This is a genomic window from Hyphomonadaceae bacterium ML37, assembly GCA_027627685.1.
Classification (GTDB): Bacteria; Pseudomonadota; Alphaproteobacteria; order Caulobacterales; family Maricaulaceae; genus Oceanicaulis.
The window spans coordinates 2,618,449-2,641,715 of the sequence record CP091241.1 but is presented as its reverse complement, the minus strand read 5'-3'; the positions used below and the strand labels follow the sequence as shown (position 1 = coordinate 2,641,715).

The window sequence follows — 23,267 nt, the reverse complement described above, 5'->3', positions numbered from 1 at the left end:
GCGGCCTGACCATAGTCCTGCGCGACAGCGCGGCCATACTAATAGGAAACCGCCAGATTGTGGCAGCCGTCCGGCGATCCGCCCTCGCAGGCCTGCCGGAACAGCTCCACCGCGCGGGCGCCGTCCTGTGTCACACTGCGACCCTCCACGTGCTGGATCCCGAGATTCGCGCAGCCATTCTTATCACCCGCCTGGCAAAGCTGGTGATTGCGCTCGGCCAGCGCGATATCGTCGTCCGGCGTCTGCGCGTGCGACGCGGCGGCAGCGACAGCCAGCAAAAGGCCAGTAGCGAGTACCCGAAACATCGTCATCGTCCCCCCGGACTTGATCAGACCGCGAACGCCACCGGGCGCCGTGCGGGTGGACAAGAGGGATTGGCCGGGGCAATGCCCCGGCGGGGACTTGAAACGAGCAAGCGGGCGCGCCCCTTAGGGAGCGCGCCCGCCTGATGAACGCCTGTCCTACCAGCCGAAGCGCAGGCCGGCGCGGGCGCCGACCTTGCCGGTGTCGGCCCCGACGCCCAGAGCGCCGTTGAACGACACCTGGGAGTTGATCCGCGCCGCGCCGGAGAAGGCGAACGCGTTGGCGCTGTCAAAGAAGCCCCAGTTGGCGCTGACCGCGTAACGCTCGCCCGCTTCCAGATGGGTGACGCCGGCCATGGCCATGGCGACCGCGGCGCCGTCAACGGCGATGCGAAGCCGGGAGTCCAGCTGGCCCACCCGTGTGTGCAGCTGATCCACGTCGGTGCGCAGGATCGAGACATTGTTCTCGATGCCCGCGAAGCGCAGCTCGGCCTGCGGGCTGATCGCCGGGACGTCAGCCAGGGCGAGATCGCGCACCCCGGGCGACCCGTCAATCGTGCTGCGCGCGCCCGGCACATAGGGCCGGTTGCCTTCCGGCATGACCGGCTGGGCCGCGTCGGCGACCTCGCGCGCGTCGCCGGTGACCGGCCGGGCGCCGGACTGGACCGGGGTCTCGGCCTGCGCCAGCAGCGCCGAAGCGTCGCCGCCGTTTTGCATCATGGCCATCAACTGGCTCTGCATGGCCTGCATCTGCGCCATCTGGGCTTCAAGCGCCTGAACGCGGCTGTTCAGGATCTGATTTTCAGCGGTCACGGTTTCATTCTGGGCGCGAAGCGCCGCCAGTTCTGGAGCGGCTGTGGAAGACTGGCTCCCCGGCATGGCGCTTCCCATGGCCGTGGACGCGCCGCTGGAATAGGCGCTGGCGGACGCCGACGCGCCGGAACCCATGGTGAAGTTGGAGATATGCATGGATTTCAGCGATCCAGACCCGTCCGAGACCACCAGCCAGTCCGCGCTGGTGACCTGGTTGTGGGCCGAGAGCAGGCCCGGAAAGGTGTAGATCGACTGGGCCCGGCCGAACACGAACTGCTCGGCCATGCTGGTGACAGCGCCAAAGCCCAGCGCCACCGAGCCGGTGTGAAGCGCCTGTGTGTCGCGTCCGAACGCCATGGAGCGCGCGCCGGTGGCGCGGGCATTGAATCCGAACGCGAAGGCGTGGTTTCCGGTCGCTTGCGAGCTGGCCCCGATGGCGATGGAACTGTTGGCGCTGGACAGGGAGTTGCGGCCCATTGCGAATGCATTCGCCCCGCTGGCCACGGCGTCCGATCCGATCGCGACCGACGAGCCGCCTGTCGCCCTGGACGAGACGCCGAACGCCAGATCGCGGTTAGTGGTCGCCCGCGCGTCCGTGCCCAGCGCCATTGTCTGGCCTTCGGTCGCCTGAGCATTGGCGCCCAGAGCCAGAGCGCCGGTGCCGGACGCGATTGCACCTGCGCCAGCGGCCACGCTCGACACCCCGATTGATGTGCTGCCATCGCCCAGAGCCACCGTGCCGGTATTGCTCGCCACAGCGCCCGAACCCAGTGCGATGGCGCCGGCGCCGGCCGCGCTGGCGTCCAAGGTCCCGTTGATCACGACATACGGGTTCTGCAAGCCTTCGATCCCGGCATTCAGGATGGCCGCATTCATCTGACGCAGCGTCACCGCATCACGCTCATCCACACCGTCATCGAGATTTGTGATCCGGCGGAACAGATTGGCGGTGGCATTGCCCACCGAGACGGTGAAGGACGCGCCGGTCAGTGAGTTGTGACCCAGGGCGACGGCGTCCTGATGGTCTGCGTTGACGACAGCGCCGCGGCCTAACGCCGTGCTGCTGACGCCGCCGGCTGCCGCCAGATTGCCCAAGGCTGTGCTGTTGAAGCCAGTGGCAAGGGCGTTGGAGCCAAGAGCCGTGCTGGAATCTCCTGTTGCTGCGGCAAAAGCGCCGGACGCGGTGCTGTTGATGCCCGAGGCTGCGGCGCTGTGGCCCAAGGCGGTGCTGTCAAGGCCGGAAGCCGAAGCAGTGGCGCCCAGTGCTGAACTGCGGTCGCCCGCCGCAGAGGCGCTGCTGCCCAACGCTGTGCCGTCAGCGCCAGCAGCCGAGGCGCCGAACCCCAATGCTGTGCTGTAGTTGCCCAACGCCGAAGCGCTGCGGCCTAACGCCGTGCTGAAGTCGCCTGCAGCCGAGGCATCGTAGCCCAGTGCTGTGCTGTCAAGGCCGGAAGCCGAAGCGAACGCGCCCAACGCGGTGCCTCGGAGCCCGAAGGCAGAAGCAAAGTAGCCGACGGCTGTGCTGCCATTACCCGCAGCGGAGGCTGATCGGCCCAGGGCTGTGCTGCTCGTGCCTGCAGCCGACGCGCCGCGGCCCAGGGCGGTGCTGTCACCCCCGACAGCGGACGCGAACGTGCCCAGGGCTGTGCTGCTGGCCCCGGTAGCCGACGCGAACGTGCCCAGTGCTGTGCTGTTAAGGCCAGAAGCCGTAGCAAAGTAGCCGAGGGCTGTGCTGTCATTACCCGCAGCGGACGCCGATCTGCCCAGTGCTGTGCTGTTCGTGCCTGCAGCCGACGCGCTGCGGCCCACGGCGGTGCTCTGCCCGGTAGCCGACGCGAACGCGCCCAAGGCTGTGCTGCTCGTGCCTGCAGCCGAGGCGTTGCTGCCCAACGCGGTGCTGTCTTGACTTGCGGCCGAAGCGAGGCGGCCCAACGCAGTGCTGCCTGCTCCTGCAGCCGACGCGCCATTGCCCAGAGCTGTACCGCTTGAGCCCGCAGCCGAAGCATTGCCGCCCACAGCCGTGGCGAAGGCGCCACTGGCTTCAGCGCCATCGCCACACTGTAGCCGGGACGTAACGTTGCTGTTGCGCTGACAGGCCGCCCCCACATTGGGGGCGAAGGGCGTGTCGGCCAGATATGCTGACTGAGACGCATCAAAATATCCATTCAGCAATCCGGTGAGGGCGAAACGGTTGGGCGCCCGTTCGTCCGTTGCACCGGCAGAGTCATGCGGGCGTGTGACATTGAAGTCTGCAAATGACGCCGTATCCGGCTTGTTTGCCCCGGATGCGGCTGGCTGGCCGGCCTCAGCGAACTCCCGGGCGGCGTTGTCGGCCGACAGAAGATCAGAGGATTGCATGCCGGTAACATTTTGAAGCCTGAATTGAGAACTGGCTGCGGGCGCCACGTTGTCAAAATTGGAACCGTCACTTGCAAAGGCTGAGCCTGCGCAAAATAATGTTATATTCACATAAGTGAAAGCTGCAGCTCCTGACATGAGCATCGAATTTTTTGTAGACATGGACCCCCCCGGATTTATGAAAATGCATTACTAGATGGACCTGAAAATGAAGGTCATCGCCAAAGTTCAATTTGCGGCGATCATCACGGAAAGTTTTCCCAGGAACAAGCGAAACTTTTTAAAGCATCCGATGCACGCCGGCGCGCACTCTATCGCCCGGCACAAGCGGGCAGGCCGGGGCTCCCGCAATGAGTCTGTTATAAGCGTGCAGGCATCTGCAGACGGATGATGAAGAGAGGCCGGGAGCAACAACGCGTTCGAGGGCGCCGTGTTTGCAGGCCTGCAGAGCGTGACCGGAGAGGAGGCTGGCGCTGAAACCAGGTCCGCAGGAGCTGCCGCCGCGCCATGCCGCCAGTGACGCCCGGACGCTGAATTCCAGGGCGGACCCATGAAGGTCTCGCCTCTGAAATTTCATCCAATTTAACGGATCAAGACAATCTGTGGTGCCCAGGAGAAGACTCGAACTTCCACTCCCTTTCGGGAACTGGCACCTGAAGCCAGCGCGTCTACCAATTCCGCCACCTGGGCAAGGCAACAGAGGCCGCGGGTGATACGGCGCGCGGGGCGGGGTGTCAACGCCCGCACGCGGGCGCCAGGGCGGGCATATGCACATGGGCTGCGTCTGGAGGCGTCGCCACCGCCGCACGCGCCCCGCCGCCGGCCGGGTGTGTGATCCGGCCCGGTCACATGGTCACAGCGCCTGCAGCGCGCATGGACAGGCGCGGGGATTTTTGGTCTATCGCGGGACAACCAGTTTCTGATGCCCTGACACGAGCGCGCGAGGCCTTTCGCGGCGCTGCTCACCGGGAGACCCGCCATGGCGTTACGCGACGAGATGATCACGGTGTTTGGCGCCTCCGGCTTTATCGGCCGGTACGTTGTGCGCCGTCTGGCCAAGGCGGGCTACCGGGTGCGCGCGGCCACGCGCCGCCCGCATTTGGCCCATGAGCTCAAGCCCATGGGCGTTGTGGGGCAGGTCCAGCTGGCCCAGGCCAATCTGCGCGACGCGGATTCGGTGGCCCGCGCGGTGGATGGCGCCTATGGCGTGGTCAATCTGGTGGGCATTCTGGCCGAAGGCGGCCGCCAGACCTTCCAGTCGCTGCAGGCTGACGGCGCGCGCACCATCGCTGAAGCTGCACACGCCGCCGGGATCGAGCGCTTTGTGCAGGTCTCGGCCATCGGCGCAGACGCGCAGAGCAAGTCACGCTATGCCCGCACCAAGGCGGCGGGCGAGGCGGCGGTGCTGGAGGCGTTGCCCGGCGCGGTGGTGCTGCGCCCCTCCATCGTGTTCGGACCCGAAGACGGGTTCTTCAACCGCTTTGCCGACATGGCGCGCTTTGTCCCCGCCCTGCCGCTGATCGGCGGCGGCGCCACGCAGTTCCAGCCGGTCTATTGCGGCGATGTGGCCGAGTGCGCAGTGCGCGCCCTGGAGATGGAGGCCGCGCGCGGCCAGGTGTTCGAGCTGGGCGGGCCGTCGGTCTACACATTCCGCGAGCTGATGACCTACATCCTCACCACCATTGACCGCCAGCGCCTGCTGATCCCCGTGCCGTTTCCCATCGCCACGCTGATGGGTCTGGGCGGCGAGATCGCCGGCGCGCTGCCTTTCGTCGAGCCCTTCCTGACGCGTGACCAGGTCACCCTCCTGAAGCAGGACAACGTGGTCGGCGCGGGCGGCGAGGGGCTGGGCCGGATTGATGCGTTCGGCGTGACGCCCGAAGCCATCGAGGCCATTGTGCCGTCCTATCTGGCGCGCTACCGCAAGGGCGGCCAGTTCGCCGCAAAGCGGAAAGGCGTATGAGCGAGACCCAGACCTTCCCCGGCTGGCGCGGCACCACCATCGTGTGCGTGCGAAAGGGCGGCCGCGTGTGCATCGCGGGCGACGGCCAGGTGTCCATCGGCAACACGGTGATCAAGTCACGCGCCCGCAAGGTGCGGCCTCTGGCCGGCGGCGCGGTGGTGGCCGGGTTCGCCGGCGCCACGGCGGATGCATTTGCCTTGTTCGAGCGCCTCGAAGCCAAGCTGGAGCAATATCCCGGCCAGCTGGCGCGGGCCTGTGTGGAGCTGGCCAAGGACTGGCGCACGGACCGGTATCTGCGCCGGCTGGAAGCCATGCTGATCGTGGCCGACGCCAAGGAAAGCTTCGTGCTCACCGGGGCGGGCGATGTGCTGGAGCCCGAGCACGGCATCGCCGCCATCGGGTCGGGCGGGCATTACGCGCTGGCCGCGGCGCGCGCGCTGATGGATCACCTGGATGATCCCGAAGCCATCGCCCGGCGCGCCATGGAGATCGCGTCGGAAATCTGCGTCTTCTCCAACAATAATCTGACCGTCGAAACGCTCGGCTAGAACGCCTCTGGCGCACGGCGCGGCGGCGCCTTACCTCCTCGCGGCCCGCCGCCTGTGGGCGGTGTGCTTGTCGAGATGATCATGACCGATGCGCGGTTTCTGTCCGGCGACGCGAGAGCGGACAGCCGGTTCGCCTTCGCCGAAGCGCTGGCCGCGCGCGGCGATTTCGCCGGCGCCATCGACGTGCTGACAGGCGCGCTTGAGCTTGCGCCCGACTGGGCGGCGGGCTGGTATCAGCTGGGCGACTGGTGCGCCGGGGCTGACCAAGGCAAGGAGGCCGAACTGGCCTGGCGGCGCGTGCTGACGCTGGACCCCGAAGATGCGCTGGGCGCGGGCGCGCGGCTGGATCTCCTGACCGGTCAGCCAGTCTCGGAAAGCCTGCCGGCGGCCTTTGTGGAGACCTTGTTCGACCAGTTCGCACCTCGCTTTGACGCCGCCCTGACCGGCAAGCTCGCCTACCGCGCGCCGCAGCTGATCGGCGAGGCGCTGGATCAGGCCGGGTTCGGCCGGGCCGGCTGGGCGCTGGATCTGGGATGCGGCACCGGGCTGATGGGCGAGGTTTTGCGCGACCGGTGCGACTGGCTGGGCGGGATCGATCTGTCCGCGGGGATGCTGGCGCGGGCGAAGGCCAAGGGCCTCTATGACCAGCTGGACAAGGCCGACCTCAACACGCTGGCGCTGGACGAGCCGCGCTATGATCTGATCGTGGCGGCGGACGTGTTCACCTATGTGGGCGCGCTGGAACGCATCATCGCTTGGTGCGCCGGATCGCTGAACCCTGGCGGACGGCTGGTGTTCGCGGTGGAAGCGGGTGAGGCGGGTGAGGCGGGCGTCATCCTGCGCGAAAGCCGCCGCTTCGCCCATGGCCGCGCCTATCTGGCGGACCTGCTGGCGAGTGCAGGCTTTGCCGGCGCGACGCTCACCGATTGCGTGCTGAGGCAGGACCGGGGCGCTGATATCGCCGGCCTGATCGCTGTGGCCGCAGCGCCGGTCATTGGCCAGCACCGCGAAGGTGATGGCGCCCTGACCGAGATGATCTGAGGCGTCCGCCAGCCTGTGACCAAACCCGCCTTCAGCCAATGTCCCCGCCCGATGTAAAACCGGCCTTGGATATGCCGCTTGCCGCAATCGGCGTTTCAAATGCGCGCTGGAGCGCGCTAAGACTGCAGCATGGCGGTCGAGCAGATGTCCTCAAAATGACCACGACACTCGTGACAGGCGGACTCGGCTTTATCGGGTCGGCGATGGTGCGCCGCCTTGTGCGCGAAACCACCGACCGGGTCGTGGTGCTGGACGCGCAGACCTATGCGGCCTCGCCCGACGCCGTGGCCGAATGCGCCGCATCGGGCCGCTACCGGCTGGAGACCGGCGATATCCGCGATGAGGAGCGGGTGCGCGCGGTGTTCCTGGCGCACCAGCCTGACCGGGTGCTGCATCTGGCGGCGGAAACCCATGTGGACCGCTCCATCGACGGGCCGAGCGCCTTCATCGACACCAATATCAACGGGACCTACACCCTGCTTCAGGCCGCCCGCGCGCATTATGAGGGGCTGGCTGGCGAAGCCCGCGCGCATTTCCGCTTCCTGCACGTCTCCACAGACGAGGTGTATGGCAGTCTCGGTCCCGATGACCCGGCGTTCAACGAGGCCACGCCCTATGATCCGCGCTCGCCCTATGCGGCGTCCAAGGCGGCCTCCGATCATCTGGCGCGCGCCTGGGGCGAGACCTTCGGCCTGCCGGTGATCGTGTCGAACTGCACCAATAATTACGGCCCCTGGCAGCATGCCGAGAAGCTCATCCCCCACATGATCGCGCGCGGCGCGGACGGCCTCACCCTGCCGGTCTACGGCACGGGGCTGAATGTGCGCGACTGGCTGCATGTGGAGGATCATGTGGAGGCGCTGCACCTGATCCTCGACCGCGCCAGCCCCGGGTCCAGCTTCTGCATTGGCGGCGGGGCCGAGCGCACGAATCTGCAGGTGGTCGAGGCGATCTGCGCGGCGCTGGACGCGCGCCGGCCCGGCGGCGCGCCCCACGCGGACAAGATCAGCTTCGTCACGGACCGGCCCGGGCATGATTTTCGCTACGCCATGGACTACACGGCGCTGGAGCGCACGCTCGGCTGGTCGCCGCGCCGGCGGTTCGAGGACGGGCTGATCGCGACCGTGGACTGGTATCTCGGCCACGAGGCATGGTGGCGGCGATTGCTGGCGCGCACGGGCGGCGCGCAGCGCCTGGGTCTGGGGGCCCCGGCCGGCCCGGAGGGGACATGAAGGGCATTATTCTGGCCGGCGGCGCGGGCACGCGCCTGCATCCGGTGACGCTGGCGGTCTCCAAACAGCTCCTGCCGGTCTATGACAAGCCGATGATCTACTACCCGCTTTCGCTTCTGATGCTGGCGGGGGTGCGCGAGATCCTGATCATCACCACGCCGCGCGACCACGAGGCCTTCAGCCTGCTCCTGGGCGACGGATCGCGTTTCGGCGTGACGCTGAGCTATGCGGTCCAGACCAGGCCGGACGGGATCGCGCAGGCGTTTCTGATCGGGCGCGAGTTCATCGGGGGCGATCCCGTGGCGCTGGTTCTGGGCGACAACATACTCTACGGCCACGCGCTGAAAGACATCCTCTCCGCCGCCGCCGCGAAGCGGTCCGGCGCCACCGTGTTCGGCTATCAGGTGGCTGACCCGGGGCGCTATGGGGTCATCGCGTTTGATGATGAGGGCCGCCCGGTCTCCATCGAAGAAAAGCCGAAAAAGCCCAAGTCCAATTTCGCCGTCATCGGGCTCTATTTCTACGACAATGATGTGGTCGATATCGCCGCTCACCTGACGCAATCGCGCCGGGGCGAGCTGGAGATCACGGACGTCAACCGGATCTATCTCGACCGGGGCGCCCTGACTGTGGAGCGCTTCGGACGCGGCTATGCCTGGTTTGACGCCGGCACCCATGCCTCGTTGCTGGATGCATCCAATTTTGTGGCCAGCCTGACCGAGCGTCAGGGCGTGTCGATCTGCGCACCCGAAGAAGTGGCCTGGCGCAATGGCTGGCTGACCGATGAGCAGCTGGCGGCGTCTGCGCGCGAGATCGGGCGCAGCGGCTACGGCGCCTATCTCGCCACGCTGGTGAAGGCCGGGCGGCCCGCCGATCCGTCCTGACGCTCTAGCGGAACAGCATCACCGGGACCGGGCTGGAGCGCAGCATTTCGGTCGTGGTGCTGCCGATGAACAGATTGCGCAGCCGCGAATGGCCATAGGCGCCCATCACCAGCAGATCGATATCGTGCGCCTTGATGTGTCCGGCGATGGCGTCCTCCGGCTTGCCCGCCAGGATGTGCGCCGTGGCGTCAAGCCCGCCCGCGCGCAGCGCCTCAGCAGCCGTCTCCAGCGGCGCGCGCCGCTCAGGCGCCTCCTCGCCCACTGAGACGATATCAATGGCGACGCCCTTGAGCAGGGCCCCCTTGGCCAGATGCGCCACCGCTTTCTGCGCGCTGGGGCCGCCATCAAAGGCGATCAGGGCGCGCGCGACCGGTTTGAAGGCCTGGGACGCCACCAGCACCGGCTTGGTCGCTGCGCGCACGATGCGCTCCAGATTGGAGCCCAGATGATCCTTGGCGTAGTCAGCCGCCTCGCCGCGCTTGCCCAGAATGATCAGCGCCGCGTCGGCCTCTACATCCTTGATCGCCTCGACAATATCGCCGAGACGCAGGCGCGCCGTGACTTCGCTCACCCCTGCAGCCTCAAGCTCGGCCTTGGCCGCGTCCAGGATGACCCGGCCGCGCTCCCTGGCCAGCTTGGCGTACTCAGCATCGTGACTGGCCAGCTTGTCGAGCAGGTCCGACCGCGCGCCCAGCGTCAGATTGCCGGACAAATTCGCCGGCTGGCTGCCTGTGCTGCGCCGGCCCAGCACGTGCAGGAGCTCCACGCTGGCCGAGGTTTGCCAGGCGGCCCACGCGGCGTGATCGCAGACGCTTCTGGCATAGACCGAGCCGTCGATGAGGGCGGTGATATGGGTCATGGCGGCGGCCTCCTAATGGCCCATCAGGCGCTCGAGCGCGCCCGGCTTGTCGTGAATGCCCAGCCTGTCGACGAGGGTCCGGCTGGCGTCATTCATGCCCTTGAGCTCCACCTCCGCGCCGTCGCGGCGGAATTTGAGCACGGCCATATCGATAGCGGCCACGCTGGACAAATCCCAGATATGGGCTGCCGACAGATCAATGGTCACCTTGTCGAGGGCTTCCTTGAAGTCGAAGGCCTTCATGAAGTCCTCGGACGACGCGAAGAAGAGCTGGCCGGTGACGGTGTAGGTGCGTTCGCGCCCGTCCTCGCTGGCCATGGTCGTGACGGCGAAATTGCGCGACACCCGCCAGGCGAAGAATATCCCTGACAGCAAGACGCCGACGCCCACCCCGATGGCCAGGTTATGGCTGAAGATCACCGTGGCGACGGTGGCGATCATCACGAAGCTGGAGCTTTTGGGGTGGTCGCGCAAATTCTTCACCGAGCGCCAGGAGAATGTCCCGATGGACACCATGATCATGATCGCCACCAGGGCGGGCATCGGGATCAGCCCCACCCACTCGCCCAGCACCAGGATCATGAACAGCAGGAACAGGCCCGCCATCAGCGTCGACAGCCGCCCGCGCCCGCCCGATTTGATGTTGATGATGGACTGGCCGATCATCGCGCACCCCGCCATGCCGCCGATAAAGCCGGTGGCGGTGTTGGCGACGCCCTGGCCGATGCACTCGCGATTGCGGTCGCTGGCTGTGTCGGTGAGATCGTCGACGATCTGCGCCGTCAGCAGCGATTCCAGCAGGCCCACCATCGCCACCGCCAGCGAGTAGGGCAGGATGATCATCAGCGTGTCGAGATTGAACGGAATGTCCGGGATCAGGAAGACCGGCAGGGTGGAGGGAAGTTCGCCCATGTCCGACACGGTGCGCACATCCATCCCCAGCCACATAGCAAGGCCAGTCAGCACCACAATGCACACCAGCGGCGAGGGGATCGCCTTGGTGATATAGGGAAAGCCGTAAATGATCCCCAGCCCGGCGGCGACCATGGCGTAGGTGACCCAGGTCACATTGGTCAGCTCAGGGATCTGGGCCAGGAAAATCAATATGGCCAGCGCGTTGACGAAGCCCGTCAGCACCGAGCGCGAGACGAAGCGCATCACGAAGCCGAGCCTGAGCACGCCGGCGCCAATCTGGATAAGGCCGGCCAGCACGGTGGCCGCCAGCAGGTATTGCAGGCCATGGTCGCGCACCAGCGTGACCATCAAGACGGCGGTGGCCGCCGTCGCCGCCGAAATCATGCCTGGGCGCCCGCCGGTAAACGCGATCAGCACGGCGATGGAGAAGCTGGCGTAGAGTCCGACCTGCGGGTCGACCCCGGCGATGATGGAAAACGCGATCGCCTCCGGGATCAGCGCCAGCGCCACCACCAGTCCCGCCAGCACATCCCCGCGCACATTGCCGAACCATTCCGCCCGGATGCGGCGCAGACTGTCGAAATCCAGGTCGGGCAGGGGAATCCGGGGCAGGGTCATGTCGGGTCTCGTTTCAGCAATGGCGCGACGCGGGCCGCCTGAAGGCAGGCAAGCCTGATGGCCGGACGTCGATGTCAGCTTGAGCGCCGCACCGCGCGGGGCGAGCGGGGACGCGTGAATCGCCGTGGGGATATATGTTGCAGCGCACAATGGCAAGAGGGGGGCAGGGTGTGCCCCCGAACCCGAGAGTGTTCGCACCCGGCTACGCCGGAGCGAAGCCCCGGCTTCGGCGAGGCGAGAGCGCGAAAACCTGGGCGGGTCTGAGCACAATAAACCCTCGAACTCTTCAGAGTTCGCAAGCGCGACCGCGCGCCCGCAGCTTTAGCGAGGACGCGAACGCCCGGACGGGCGTGAGCACAGGAAAATTCTGGCGTCCCCGACAGGATTCGAACCTGTGGCCCCCAGATTAGGAATCTGGTGCTCTATCCTGCTGAGCTACGGGGACGCAGCCAGCGCGGTATAGCGCGGGAGGGCCGTTTTGGCGAGATGGCAGGCGGCGCTGTGCAGGCGGTCAGCCCACGCCCGTTCGTTTGATTGTTGCCGCCAGGGCACACTGTCCAGGTAATCGCGCGGCGCTGCGCCATCAGGTGAACAACGCATTGGCGAGGCGATCAGGCTAGCTGGCAATACACGGCTCTCGCCAAATCAAGCAGGTCGGGTTGCAGGCCTCAAGGCCTAAGGGTCTCGGTCGCATTCCTGATACATAAGCGCAGAATTACTGTCATGGTTCAGTGATCAGCCTGTCACGAAATCCGGCTATCTAGCCACCAATCGGCCAGCGCCCTTCTTCTGAAGCGGTCGCCAGGGGCTGAGGATTTCACAAACGGGGGCTTTCCTATGAAATTTCATGCCGCGCTGCTTGGTGCAGCGTCAGTTCTGGCGCTTTGCGCCGCTTCGGGGGCGGCCTACGCCCAGCACGCCGTGTCGGGCGTGGTTGTCGACCAGCGCGGCACGCCGCTGCCGGGCGCGCAGGTGCGCGTGCGCGAACTGGGTCTGTCCACCGCGACCAACCGTCAGGGGGAATTCACCTTCCTGTCGCTGCCGGCCGGCGAAACCCAGCTGGAAGTCAGCTATCTGGGCCTGCCCACCGCCGTGAACGCGATCAGCGTGTCGCCGACCGATGCGAACTTCATCACCTTCACCCTGTCAGACAGCGAGGCGGTGGACCGCATCGTCATCACCGGCCAGATTCTGGACTCCACGGCGCGCGCCCTGAACCAGCAGCGCACCAATGACGCCACCACCAACATCATTTCGGCTGACACCATCGGCCGCTTCCCCGACGCCAACATCGCCGAGGCGCTGCAGCGCGTGCCGGGCTTCGCGGTCGCGCGTGACCAGGGCGAAGGCCGCTTCATCAATCTGCGCGGCGCGCCCGGAGGTTTCACCGGCATCTCCGTGGACGGCGTGGCCGTGGGCTCGCCCGATCCGGAGACCCGCGCGGTGGATCTGGACACCATCCCGTCCGACATCGTTGCTTCGCTGGAAGTGTCCAAGACCCTGCTTCCCAATCAGGACGCCGACTCCATCGCCGGTTCGGTGAACCTGGTGACCCGCTCGCCGTTCGACCGTCCGGGCTTCAACGTCACCGGCCAGGGCGGCGTGAGCTATAACGAGTTCGGCGGCGGCAATGACCGGCGCGCCTCGGGCACGGTGTCCAACACGTCCGCCGACGGCCGCTTCGGCGCGCTGCTCTCGGCGAGCTATTCGCGCACCGACCGTCAGGTCGACAACATCGAATCGGGTTGGGCGATCGAAGAGATCGGCGGCCAGGATGTGTTCGTTGTCGAAGACCAGGAGTTCAAGGACTATGACACGGTGCGTGAGCGCTCGGCTCTGACCGGATCGTTGGAATTCCGCCCCGACGACGCAACCCGCTTCTTCATCACCGGCAGCTATTCGCGCTTCCGCGATGACGAATTCCGCAACACGCTGATCGTCGACTACTCTGCCGGCGATCTGGAGCCGGGCGCGAGTAACGGTAATGCGACCTGGAGCGACACCCGCATAGAGAAAGAGCTGCGCCACCGTATTGTGCAGAACGAGATCGCCACGCTCCAGGCGGGCGGCGAGCATCTTCTGGGTGCCGGCGAGCTGGATTACTCGGTGTCCTATTCGCGCTCGGAACAGTTCAACCCGCGCCGCGCCCAGTTCCTGTTCCGCTCCTCGCTGCGTCCGACGCTGAGCTATGACTACGCCGATGCGGATAATCCGGCCCTGTCGCTGTTCACTACCAACGAGCACCTCGACCTGGGTGCCTATAATTTCCGCGAGAACGTGTCACGCGGCCAGACCACCGAGCAGGACGAGATTGCCGCGCGCATCAACTATGCCTTCAGCAGTTCGCTTTTCGCCAATCCGGCCGAGTTCCGCACCGGCGCGTCGGTGCGCAACCGCGACGTCACCAATGATAACGAGCAGTATCGCGACCGCCGCGGCGTCGCCAACCCGGGCCAGCCGATCTCGGCCTTCCTGGGCAATGAGCGCTCGCAGAATTTCGGCTATTTCCTCGGCCAGAAATACGACCCGGCCCTGGTGACCGCCTACTGGAACGCCATTCAGGCGACCTCCACCCAGCCGGCGGTGCGCCGCGTGCCGCAATCGACCACAGCCGACTATGACGCCGAAGAGCGGATCTACGCCGCCTACGGCATGGCCACGGTGGAAGCCGGCGCCACGCGCATTGTGGCCGGCCTGCGCGTCGAGCACACCGAGTTCGAAGGCTCGGCCCCGTTCATCGACGACAATGACAACATCCGCATCAACGCGGTCAGCCGGGATTACACCAACTGGTTCCCGAACCTGACCGTGCGTCACGAGTTTGCCGACAACTTCATCGGCCGTGTCGCGCTGACCCGCGCCATCAGCCGTCCGCGCTACCAGGACGTGGTGCCGCGGGTGGAAGAAGGCGACCGCACCTCGCTGCCGGTTGAAGTGGACCGCGGTAATCCGGACCTGCGCGAAACCCTGTCGAACAATTTCGACGCGGGCCTGGAATACTATTTCACTCCGCTCGGCCTGGCGGCCGTCAACGTGTTCTACAAGGATCTGGAGAATTACGAGTTCACGCTGAACCGCGACGGCACGTATGAAGGGCTTCCTGCGGAAATCTCCCAAGCGGAAAACGCGCCGGACGGCTATATCCGCGGGATCGAGCTGACCTATCAGCAGCAGTTCGTTAACCTGCCGGGCTTCTTGTCGAACACCGGCGTGTTCGCCAACTACACTTGGACCGATGCAGAGATCACGCTGGCGGCCCCGATTTCGGGCAGCCGCACGCGCATCCTTCCGGGTCAGTCGGACACCATCCTGAACCTCGCCGTGTTCTACGAAACCGAGCGTTTCAGCGCCCGTCTGTCGTGGAATGAGCGCTCCGATTATCTGGATGATGTCGATGGCGAGGACTCGCGTCTGGACGAGTTCTGGGAAGGCCGCAGCCAGCTGGACTTCTCGGCCAGCTACGATGTGAGCGAGCGTCTGGGCGTGTTCTTCGAAGCCAAGAACCTGACCAATACCGAGGGTGTGCGTTACGTGGGTGACCGCAGCCGCGTGCTTGAGCGCGAAGCGTTCGGTTACACCCTGTTCGGCGGCCTGCGCTTCAACTTCTAGAAGCGCCAAGCCGATCACCAGCCTGCCAGCGGGGCGCGGAAGGGGAGACCTTCCGCGCCCCGACTGCGTTGGGGGCGTCACGGATCTGTGAGTGCGCCCGGCTTTCGCGGCGCGGCCTTTGCGCGTATAAGCGAGCATGATGCGCTGGTTCATGTCCCTTCTGGCGGTGCTTGTCCTCGTCGAGGCTGGCGCACGCTTTTGCCCCGGCATGCTGGACGGGACAGCGCATGCGCAGGCGTTTGAGGGCGAAGCGGTGCCCACAGCCGACTGCCATGGCGCGCCGGCGCAGACCCCGGACTCAGACACCCACTCCGAATGCATGGGCGGCGCGGCCTGCGGGACCTGCGTCCTGCTGGCGGCTCTCGAGAGCCCGCCCGCCGCCGGACCGGCCTCGCCAGAGGCGGATCCGGGACACGCCTTCGCGCCCGACCCGGCGCCGTCTGTCCTGCGCCTCACCGATCCGCCCCCGCCGAAACGCTGACCGCGACACGAGTTTTCGCGTTCTTCGTTTACCCGGCATGGGAGCGTATGACAGTTCATGCGACATTTACTGACGGCCTGCGCGTGTATCGCGCTGGGTGCTGGCGCGGCTGACGCCCGCCCGGTGTCCTATGAAGGGGGATGGACCACCATCGCCCAGTCAGACCGGATGAATACCGGTCTTCTGATCCACTACACCCCGCGTTTTGACTATTCCATCGGCGTGAAGACCGAATGGGACCGGACCGACGATCTTCTGTTCAACGGCGCCCAGGCGACCTGGCTGGCCAAGCGCTGGTTCGGCGAGGACTATCAGGCCAATCTCTACGCCTTCGCGGGCGCCGGGGTGGCTCAGGGCATCAACGACAATGATCGCGGCGCCACCGGCGCGGGCTATGCCGGCATCATGGCCGACTGGGAGACCCGGCGCTGGTTCCTGTCTTACATGGGCCGGGTCAGCGATATGGGCGAGGGCGGCCACGCCATGCAGGCGGCTCGCGCCGGGGTCGCGCCCTATATCGCGGGCTTTGGCGAGCTGCACACCTGGCTGATGGTTGAGGTCGACCACCATCCCGAAGACGCCACGCCCGTGGCGGTGACGCCGCTGGTGCGCTTCTTCCGGGGTCCGGCCCTGCTGGAGCTGGGCTACACGCCGGTTGTCGACGAGGCCCTTGTCACCTTCATCTATCGTTTCTGATGATCCTCAAAAGGAGAGATCCCATGTTTCGTATCCTGAACGCGGCCATCGCCGCCCTGCTTTTCACCACTCTGCCGCTCGCTCCGGCCGCCATGGCCGACGACCACGCCTATGCCACCCCGGAACTCGCCGCCGCTGTGGAGGAAGGCGGCACGCTGGTCAGCGCCGATATCCTCGGCATGGTCTGTGATTTCTGCGCTATCGCCATGACCCGCACCTTCGGGCGCCGGGCCGAGGTCGCCGCCGTGCACATCGATCTCGATGACAAGACGCTCCAGCTGGTGGTGCGCGACGGTCAGACGCTGGACGACGCGACCATCACCGATCTGGTGCGCCGTTCGGGCTATCAGCTCGCCGGCGACATCCGCCGCGGGGATGACGCCTGATGCGGCTCGCCTTGAGAGAAACCGCAGCTCCGGCGCTGGCGCTCTTCGCCAGCGCCGGGACGCTGATCTGCTGCGCCCTGCCGGCCCTGCTGGTCACCATTGGCGCGGGCGCGGTGATGGCGGGTCTGGCGTCCAATGCGCCGGGCCTGATCTTTCTGTCCGCAAACAAGGAATGGGTGTTCGCGATCGCGGCCCTCGTTCTGGCAGGGGCCTTCGCCATGCGTTGGGCCACGCGCAACGCACCCTGTCCGGCGGACCCCGCTCAGGCCAGGGCCTGCGCGCGGCTGCGCAGGATCGGCGGCTGGGCGCTGTGGAGTGCGCTCATCCTCATGGTGATCGGCGCCTTCTTCGCCTTCTTCGCGGCGGACTTGCTCCTTCGATAGTGCATTTCCCTTTTGCGCGTTCTGCGTCATGATATTCCCCTTTCAGGGGAGGGCGTCATGGCGCGGGGCGTGCGGATCGGGCTGGGTGTACTGTTGGCGGCGGCGCTGCTTGCAGCGTGTGGAGAGCGCGTGGAGCAAGCTGCGCAAACGCCGCAAGCGCCGGTCCTGGTGCGCGCCGCAGGCGAAGTGGCGTCCGCCCACGCCTTCACCATTCCTGCAGAAGACGGGACCGAGACCCGGGTCATTCTGGCCGGCGTCGCCACGCCGCGCCCTGAGGCCGCGCCCGAGGCCGCCGCGCTGGCGCGCGCGCATCTTGATGGCCTGCTGAGCGAGGCGGGGGCGGGCCTGTCCCTCATCCCCGTGGCGGACGGCGACAGCCTGGACCGCTACGGCCGGGTGCAGGCGCGGGCGGTCTTTACGCGCGGCGCCGAAGAGCTGGATGTGGGCGCGGACCTGATTGCCCAGGGCTGGGGGCTGGTCTGGCCGCGCGACGGTCTTGACCTGCCGCTGGAGGATTTTCTGGCGTACGAGGGGGATGCCCGCGCCGGCGCGCGCGGCGCCTGGGGGCTGGGCGTGTTTGCGATCCGCGATCCCGATCCGGACAGGCTCGCCCAGCATCTCGACAGCGCCCAGATCGTGGAGGGCCGGGTGACCAGCACCGGCGAGGCGCGCAATGGCCGGGTGTTTCTCAATTTCGGCGCTGACTGGCGCACCGACTTCACCACCAGCGCCAGCCGTGCTGCGCGCAACCGCTTCGAGGCGGCGGGCGTGCAGCTCGAGACGCTGGAGGGCGCGCAGGTACGCGTGCGCGGCTGGATGCAGGATGAGAACGGCCCGATGATCATCCTGACCCATCCCGCCCAGCTGGAAATCTTCGACGCGCCCGAGCCGCGCACGCTGCGCTGAGGCGGCCTGCGGCAAGCCGCGCGTCAGGCGTCGACCCGTTGGCCCGGGCGGATTAATGTGCGCGCCGCAAGATCAAGGAGCGCGCCATGGCTGACCCCCGTCTCATCACCGCGTTGGACCTGCCATCCGTCGCCGAGGCTGAAGCGCTGGTGGAGCGGCTGGGCCCGGCCTGCAGCCATTACAAGATCGGGCTCCAGCTCCTGCCCGTGGGCGGGATGGCGCTGGCGGCGGGGCTGAAGAACCGGGGCGCGCAGGTGTTTCTGGACTACAAGCTCCACGACATCCCCGCCACGGTGGAAAAAGCCGTGCGCTCCATCACCGGGGCGGGCGCTGATCTGCTGACCGTCCACGCCGAACCGCCGGTGATGCGCGCCGCGGCGGACGGCCGGGCGGGATCAGACCTCAAAATCCTCGCCGTCACCGTGCTCACCGCCTATGACGACGCCATGCTGGCGCAGATGGGCTACGGCATGGGCGCGCGCGATCTGGTGCTGCGCCGGGTGGAGCAGGCGATCGAGTGCGGCATGGACGGCGTGGTCGCCTCGCCCCAGGAAGCCGCCGAGATCGCCGCGCGCGTGCCGGAAGGCTTCCTGATCGTGACGCCGGGTGTACGGCCCGCCGGTGCCGACAAGGGCGATCAGATACGCACCGCCACCCCCGCCCAGGCCCTGCGCGCGGGCGCCACCCACCTCGTCGTGGGCCGCCCCATCAGCTCTGCGCCGGATCCTCGCATGGCGGCGGAGGCGATTGCGGCGGAGATGGCGGGGGTTTGATCCCTCACTCCCCAAACACCAGCGGCGTCAGCAGCGTCGCCAACAGGGTGATAAGCGGGGCGATGACGATATTGATGCGCAGGCCGGCGCGGATCATCTGGCTCATGCTGGCCGCGCCCGAGGCGTAGACGATGGCGTTGGGCGCGGTGGCGACGGGCAGCATGAAGGCGCAGCTGGCCGCCAGCGCCAGCGGTACGATCAGGTGGGCGGGCGGCACGCCGGCCTCCACAGCGATCGCCGCCAGCACGGGCAGGAAGCCCGACACTGTGGCGACGTTGGAGGTGAGCTCGGTCAGGAAGATCACCATGAACACCAGGATCAGCACGGTGAGGGGCAAGGGCAGGGCGGCGACCCAGCTGAGCTGACCACCAATCCAGCCCGCCAGCCCGGTCGCCTGGATCGCAGCGGCCAGCGACAGTCCGCCGCCGAACAGGATCACCGCCGCCCAGGGCAGGCGCTGGACCGTCTCCCAGTCCATCAGCGCCTGACCCTTGCTGGCGTCCCCGCCGGCCGGAATCAGGAACACCGCCACCGCGCCCAGAATCGCGATCTGGGCGTCGGACAAAGCCAGGCGCACCGGCAGGGCCAGAGCCTCGGACAGCCAGGCCAGCAGCGGGTTCCAGCCGAAGCTGATCTCGGGCCGGAAGATCAGCGCGCCGGGCAGTTCGCGTCCCATCCACAGCAGGGCGACGGTCCCGAACGCCAGCGCCACGCGCCATTCCGGCGTGGTCATGCGCCCCAGCGCCCGCTTCTGGCGCAGCACTTCCTCATGGCCCGCCGCATTGGGCGCGCTGGCGCTGACCTTGAAGGTGAAGCGGGTGAGGATGATCCACATCACGGGAAGGATCACCGCCACCGCCGGCACGCCCAGCATCATCCATTCAACAAAGGTGATGGAGGCGGCGAACTCGCGCTCCAGAAACCCGATGGCGATCAAATTGGTGGGCGTGCCCACCGGCGTCGCCAACCCGCCGACGCTGGCTGAATACGCCACCGCCAGCGCCAGCGCCGGGGCGAACATTTTCAGCTCCACGCCCTCATCGGCCATTTTCTCGGCGACCTTGAAGGCGATGGGGATCATCATCAGCGTGGTGGCGGTATTGGAGATCCACATCGACAACAGCGCTGTCGCCAGCATGAAACCGAGGATCAGAAGCGCCGGCTTGCCGCCGAACCGCGCCACCACGTTCAGCGCGATGCGCGCATGCAGATTCCAGCGCTCGATGGCCAGCGCGACAATGAACCCGCCCAGAAGCAGCATGACGATGGGGTCGGCATAGGGTTCGGCCGCGTCGCGGGTGGACAAGACGCCGAACACCGGAAACAGCGCCAGAGGTATGAAAGCGGTGGCGGCGATGGGGATGGCTTCAGTGGCCCACCAGCACGCCATCAGGACGGCGATAGACGCCACGATCCAGGCTTCACGCGAGACGCCCTCGGGCACCGGCAGGAGCTGGATGATGAGGGCGAGGGCCAGCCCCAGAATCAGCCCGATCCGCTTTGCCGTCCAGAATCCGGTCATGCTTTCGCGCCCCCCGCTGCCCTCGCCTGCGGCGATCAGGGCCGCGCATGGGCTGATTGTGGCGGCCAGGCCGCGCGGGTCAACCAGCTATGGGCTGGTGCGGGCAGGAAAGCGTCAGGCGGCGGCTGCGCCGGGATCGTCCCTCGAGCCCTGCAGCACGAAGCGTCGGTCGCAATAGCCGCATTCCACGCAAGTGTCCGTTCCCATATCGTACCAGACCCTCGGATGGCCCAGCGCGCCGCCGCCGCCATCGCACATCACCTTCTTGGATGTCACCACGATGACTTCGGGCGGCGGGAAGGCGGTGGAATCGGGACGGGCGGACATGGTTGGCACAGCGCTCCGCTTGTGGCCGCGCGGCGTTCCGGCGTGGACGCGCCGGTCAGCGCGGGTCTAGTTTGCGTCGATCCGTACCTAGGCGCGCGGCGCGCTGGCGTCAATTGCGCGCCGCGCCGCGCACCGCTCTGACCCGACGGGATTGCCCATGACCGATCACCTCCCCGACTACGCGCTTGAAGCCGAAGGGCTGGAGAAGACCTATCCGGCCGCGAAGAACAGCCCGGCCAAGCACGCGCTGCGCGGCGTGGATCTGTCGATCCCGCGCGGATCGATTTTCGGCCTGCTGGGGCCCAATGGCGCTGGCAAATCGACCTTCATCAATATCTTCGCAGGCCTGGTGACCAAGACTGCCGGGCGCGGCGCCATCTGGGGCAAGGATATCGACCGGCATCCGCGCGCGGCGCGCGCCGCCATCGGCGTGGTGCCCCAGGAACTGGCCATGGACGTGTTCTTCACCCCGTTCGAGACGCTGGAGCTGATGGCCGGCTTCTATGGCGTGCCCAAGGCCGAACGGCGCACCATGGAGATTCTCGACATCATGGGCCTGGCCGACAAGCGCGACGCCTATGTGCGCCAGCTGTCGGGCGGCATGAAACGGCGCCTTCTGGTCGCCAAGGCGCTGGTGCATAACCCGCCGCTTCTGGTGCTCGACGAGCCCACCGCCGGGGTGGATATCGAGCTGCGCCGCCAGCTGTGGGACTATGTGGTGCGCCTCAACGAGGCCGGGGTGACGATCGTGCTCACCACCCACTATCTCGAAGAGGCCCAGGAGCTGTGCGACCAGATCGCCATCGTCAATCACGGACAGGTGGTGGCGTGCGAATCCAAGGACTCCCTGCTCAAACGCCTCAATCGCAAGACGCTGGTTATCGAGCCGGGCGAGCCCCTGTCCGCCGTGCCGGCCGGCTTCGAGCACGCCGATGCGGTGATCCGCAAGGATGGCGCGCTGGCCATCACCTACAAGGTGGGCGAGGCGTCGGTGGCGCGCCTCATTGAGACCTATCACGCCTCGGGCGGGCGCATCGCCGACCTGCGCACCGAAGAGCCGGATCTGGAAGACGTCTTCCTGGCCCTGACCTATGAGGCAGACAGCGCGGCCTGACGGGCCGTCACTTCGCCGTATTTGAGGCTATGCTGGCGGTATGAGCTTCATCGCACGCATGTTCACCCGGTTTCTGGCGCTGATTTTGGCGCTCAGCGTCTTTGGCGTCTCGCTCTGGCTGGCGTTTTACATGCGGCCGGAAGGCGCAGGCGGCTGGGTCCTGCTCATTGGCCTGCCCTTCGCCGGGGCGCTGGCGGGCCTCATCATTTATGGCAGCCTGATGCGGTCGACGGGCGTTTCTGCGCCCCATCCCGAGCGCACCGGCGCGGGCATGATGGTGGGTCTGGGCTACCGCGCACGCCAGAGCGATGAGGACGAACTCGATCTTTGATACGATCTCAGCAGGGCGTCCGCCTGACGCCGCAGGTCAAAGATGAAATGTTGTACATACGCAATGAATTGATTGCGCCCTCCATCAATGCGGGTTAGATAAGGGACAAGACGCGCCACAGCCGGTTGGTCCGGCGCGGCGCGAAGACCCGGAGCCCAGGCGCGTGAACGACACGGCAATCATCCATAACCGCCTGCCTGTGCTGCGCGCCGAGCGCGGCCTGTCGCGCAAGGCGCTCGCCGAGGCGCTCGGGGTCAATTATCAGACCGTCGGCTATCTGGAGCGGGGCGATTACAACCCGTCGCTGGAGCTGGCGCTGAAGCTGGCGGCGTATTTCGAGCTGCCAGTAGAAATGATCTTCTCCCTGCAGCCTTTCACGCCCCTGTCGCGCATGGCTGCCTCTGGCAAAGGCGACTGAGATGTCCTTTTATATGCGCACGGCCTCGGGCCGCATTCCCTACCGCTCGCGCGCCTCGGTGCGCGCCGCCGTCATCCTGGTGCTCATCGGTTATCCCGTGGGCTGCATCGTGCAGCTCATCGCGCTGCACGTGGCGCTGGATATCTTCGGCCTGTTTCTGGTGCTGGTGAGCGTGCTGGCGTTCTTCTGGGTCGCGCCCTCCTATGTCCAGCGCATCGCCGGCGAGGTCCCAAGCGCTCTGGATGACGTGGAGCGTGATCTGCGTCACCGCGCCTACGCCTTCTCCTACACTGTGCTCACCGCGCTGGCCGCTGCGGCGGTGTTCTATCTGGCTGTCGCCAATGATGACACGCGCCTGACCCTCTGGGCGCCGCAGGGCTATGCCCACTGGAACGCGATCTTCTTCGGCGTGCTGATCTACAGCTTCATCATGCCCGCGGCCTGGCTCGCCTGGACCCTGCCCGAGCCCGACGCCGAAGACGTCGAGGGCGAGGCCCCGGTGCGCAAGGGCGGGGCGCGCGTGTGGCTGTGGAGCCTGCTGGCGCTGGGCGGCATGGCCGGCTTTGTCCTGGCCCGCCTCATCTCCGGATGAGCAAGGCGCGACAGGCGCGCCGGACCCTGCGGGCGGGCGCGCGACACGATTGAACCGGCCGCCCGCCTCCTGTATGCACCTCGTCTGGCCGATCAGCACCCGTAGCTCAGCTGGATAGAGCGCTGCCCTCCGAAGGCAGAGGTCACAGGTTCGAATCCTGTCGGGTGCGCCAGATTTTCCTTCGAGCTCGCAATCA

At 66.8% G+C, this 23,267-nt stretch carries 25 protein-coding genes and 3 tRNA genes; 20 read left to right on the top strand and 8 right to left on the bottom strand.

Translation table 11 applies throughout. The annotated features are described in order from the left end of the window. Positions 1-38: 38 nt before the first annotated feature. Positions 39-311 (bottom strand): hypothetical protein, encoded by a 273-nt coding sequence (locus L2D01_13055; GenBank protein WBQ09804.1) that lies wholly within the window; start codon positions 309-311, stop codon positions 39-41. Positions 312-461: 150 nt separating this feature from the next. Then, a complete protein-coding gene (locus L2D01_13050) occupies positions 462-2,210 on the bottom strand; it encodes a YadA-like family protein (protein ID WBQ09803.1) in 1,749 nt (582 codons plus the stop codon). Between the two features lie 46 nt (positions 2,211-2,256). On the opposite strand from L2D01_13050, the gene L2D01_13045 reads away from it, so the two are divergent. The 3 genes from L2D01_13045 (at position 2,257) to L2D01_13035 (ending at position 3,864) form a co-directional block, all read left to right on the top strand. Then, positions 2,257-2,475: a hypothetical protein gene (locus L2D01_13045; protein WBQ09802.1), complete on the top strand. Its 219-nt coding sequence runs from the start codon at positions 2,257-2,259 to the stop codon at positions 2,473-2,475. A 369-nt stretch (positions 2,476-2,844) separates the two neighbouring features. Further along, the gene (locus tag L2D01_13040; GenBank protein ID WBQ09801.1) at positions 2,845-3,021 is read left to right on the top strand and encodes a hypothetical protein; all 177 of its coding nucleotides are present in this window, start codon (positions 2,845-2,847) and stop codon (positions 3,019-3,021) included. Between the two features lie 660 nt (positions 3,022-3,681). Beyond that, a complete protein-coding gene (locus tag L2D01_13035) occupies positions 3,682-3,864 on the top strand; it encodes a hypothetical protein (GenBank protein WBQ09800.1) in 183 nt (60 codons plus the stop codon). Between the two features lie 212 nt (positions 3,865-4,076). Here L2D01_13035 and L2D01_13030 read toward each other — a convergent pair. Then, positions 4,077-4,163 (bottom strand) — tRNA-Leu (locus L2D01_13030). 289 nt (positions 4,164-4,452) lie between these two features. Here L2D01_13030 and L2D01_13025 point away from each other — a divergent pair. The 5 genes from L2D01_13025 (at position 4,453) to rfbA (ending at position 9,141) form a co-directional block, all read left to right on the top strand. Further along, positions 4,453-5,436 carry a complex I NDUFA9 subunit family protein gene (locus L2D01_13025; GenBank protein ID WBQ09799.1) on the top strand — a complete coding sequence of 328 codons (984 nt, stop codon included), beginning with the start codon at positions 4,453-4,455 and terminating at the stop codon, positions 5,434-5,436. After that, the gene (gene hslV, locus L2D01_13020) at positions 5,433-5,984 is read left to right on the top strand and encodes an ATP-dependent protease subunit HslV (protein WBQ09798.1); all 552 of its coding nucleotides are present in this window, start codon (positions 5,433-5,435) and stop codon (positions 5,982-5,984) included. Before L2D01_13025 ends, hslV begins: the two co-directional genes overlap by 4 nt. Before the next feature lie 81 nt (positions 5,985-6,065). Then, the gene (locus tag L2D01_13015) at positions 6,066-7,025 is read left to right on the top strand and encodes a methyltransferase domain-containing protein (GenBank protein WBQ09797.1); all 960 of its coding nucleotides are present in this window, start codon (positions 6,066-6,068) and stop codon (positions 7,023-7,025) included. A gap of 155 nt (positions 7,026-7,180) precedes the next feature. After that, positions 7,181-8,257, top strand: a complete 1,077-nt coding sequence (rfbB, locus tag L2D01_13010; protein WBQ09796.1) for a dTDP-glucose 4,6-dehydratase — start codon at positions 7,181-7,183, stop codon at positions 8,255-8,257. Next, a complete protein-coding gene (gene rfbA, locus L2D01_13005) occupies positions 8,254-9,141 on the top strand; it encodes a glucose-1-phosphate thymidylyltransferase RfbA (GenBank protein WBQ09795.1) in 888 nt (295 codons plus the stop codon). The genes rfbB and rfbA overlap by 4 nt, the downstream gene beginning before the upstream one ends. A 4-nt stretch (positions 9,142-9,145) precedes the next feature. Here the strand turns inward: rfbA and L2D01_13000 are convergent, their stop codons facing one another. The 3 genes from L2D01_13000 to L2D01_12990 all read right to left on the bottom strand — a co-directional run bounded on the left by L2D01_13000 (position 9,146) and on the right by L2D01_12990 (position 11,978). Then, the gene (locus L2D01_13000) at positions 9,146-10,000 is read right to left on the bottom strand and encodes a universal stress protein (protein ID WBQ09794.1); all 855 of its coding nucleotides are present in this window, start codon (positions 9,998-10,000) and stop codon (positions 9,146-9,148) included. A gap of 12 nt (positions 10,001-10,012) precedes the next feature. Beyond that, positions 10,013-11,503: a SulP family inorganic anion transporter gene (locus tag L2D01_12995; GenBank protein ID WBQ11648.1), complete on the bottom strand. Its 1,491-nt coding sequence runs from the start codon at positions 11,501-11,503 to the stop codon at positions 10,013-10,015. Between the two features lie 398 nt (positions 11,504-11,901). Beyond that, positions 11,902-11,978 (bottom strand) — tRNA-Arg (locus tag L2D01_12990). 392 nt (positions 11,979-12,370) lie between these two features. Here L2D01_12990 and L2D01_12985 point away from each other — a divergent pair. From L2D01_12985 to pyrF, 7 genes are all read left to right on the top strand, one after another. Further along, on the top strand, positions 12,371-15,142 hold the full coding sequence (locus L2D01_12985; GenBank protein ID WBQ09793.1) for a TonB-dependent receptor: 2,772 nt from the start codon (positions 12,371-12,373) through the stop codon (positions 15,140-15,142). Between the two features lie 151 nt (positions 15,143-15,293). Further along, positions 15,294-15,623 (top strand): hypothetical protein, encoded by a 330-nt coding sequence (locus L2D01_12980; protein ID WBQ09792.1) that lies wholly within the window; start codon positions 15,294-15,296, stop codon positions 15,621-15,623. Positions 15,624-15,680: 57 nt separating this feature from the next. Then, on the top strand, positions 15,681-16,319 hold the full coding sequence (locus L2D01_12975; GenBank protein WBQ09791.1) for a hypothetical protein: 639 nt from the start codon (positions 15,681-15,683) through the stop codon (positions 16,317-16,319). 23 nt (positions 16,320-16,342) lie between these two features. Next, positions 16,343-16,705 (top strand): hypothetical protein, encoded by a 363-nt coding sequence (locus tag L2D01_12970; GenBank protein WBQ09790.1) that lies wholly within the window; start codon positions 16,343-16,345, stop codon positions 16,703-16,705. Continuing rightward, on the top strand, positions 16,705-17,088 hold the full coding sequence (locus tag L2D01_12965; protein ID WBQ09789.1) for a hypothetical protein: 384 nt from the start codon (positions 16,705-16,707) through the stop codon (positions 17,086-17,088). Before L2D01_12970 ends, L2D01_12965 begins: the two co-directional genes overlap by 1 nt. A gap of 57 nt (positions 17,089-17,145) precedes the next feature. Then, the gene (locus L2D01_12960) at positions 17,146-17,994 is read left to right on the top strand and encodes a hypothetical protein (GenBank protein WBQ09788.1); all 849 of its coding nucleotides are present in this window, start codon (positions 17,146-17,148) and stop codon (positions 17,992-17,994) included. Between the two features lie 86 nt (positions 17,995-18,080). Beyond that, positions 18,081-18,767 (top strand): orotidine-5'-phosphate decarboxylase, encoded by a 687-nt coding sequence (gene pyrF, locus L2D01_12955; GenBank protein ID WBQ09787.1) that lies wholly within the window; start codon positions 18,081-18,083, stop codon positions 18,765-18,767. A gap of 4 nt (positions 18,768-18,771) precedes the next feature. Here the strand turns inward: pyrF and L2D01_12950 are convergent, their stop codons facing one another. Both L2D01_12950 and L2D01_12945 read right to left on the bottom strand, forming a co-directional pair. Beyond that, entirely contained in the window at positions 18,772-20,289 is a 1,518-nt protein-coding gene (locus L2D01_12950; GenBank protein WBQ09786.1) for an SLC13 family permease, read from the bottom strand. Positions 20,290-20,403: 114 nt separating this feature from the next. Beyond that, on the bottom strand, positions 20,404-20,616 hold the full coding sequence (locus tag L2D01_12945; GenBank protein WBQ09785.1) for a zinc-finger domain-containing protein: 213 nt from the start codon (positions 20,614-20,616) through the stop codon (positions 20,404-20,406). Between the two features lie 157 nt (positions 20,617-20,773). Between L2D01_12945 and L2D01_12940 the strand changes: the two genes are divergently transcribed. The 5 genes from L2D01_12940 to L2D01_12920 all read left to right on the top strand — a co-directional run bounded on the left by L2D01_12940 (position 20,774) and on the right by L2D01_12920 (position 23,243). Further along, on the top strand, positions 20,774-21,730 hold the full coding sequence (locus L2D01_12940; GenBank protein ID WBQ09784.1) for an ABC transporter ATP-binding protein: 957 nt from the start codon (positions 20,774-20,776) through the stop codon (positions 21,728-21,730). Positions 21,731-21,770: 40 nt separating this feature from the next. Next, the gene (locus L2D01_12935) at positions 21,771-22,061 is read left to right on the top strand and encodes a hypothetical protein (protein ID WBQ09783.1); all 291 of its coding nucleotides are present in this window, start codon (positions 21,771-21,773) and stop codon (positions 22,059-22,061) included. 163 nt (positions 22,062-22,224) lie between these two features. Then, entirely contained in the window at positions 22,225-22,479 is a 255-nt protein-coding gene (locus tag L2D01_12930; protein WBQ09782.1) for a helix-turn-helix transcriptional regulator, read from the top strand. Position 22,480: 1 nt separating this feature from the next. Next, positions 22,481-23,071, top strand: coding sequence for a hypothetical protein (locus L2D01_12925; GenBank protein ID WBQ09781.1), 591 nt, complete (start codon positions 22,481-22,483; stop codon positions 23,069-23,071). A 95-nt stretch (positions 23,072-23,166) separates the two neighbouring features. Then, a tRNA-Arg gene (locus L2D01_12920) sits at positions 23,167-23,243 on the top strand. The last annotated feature ends 24 nt before the right edge of the window (positions 23,244-23,267 follow it).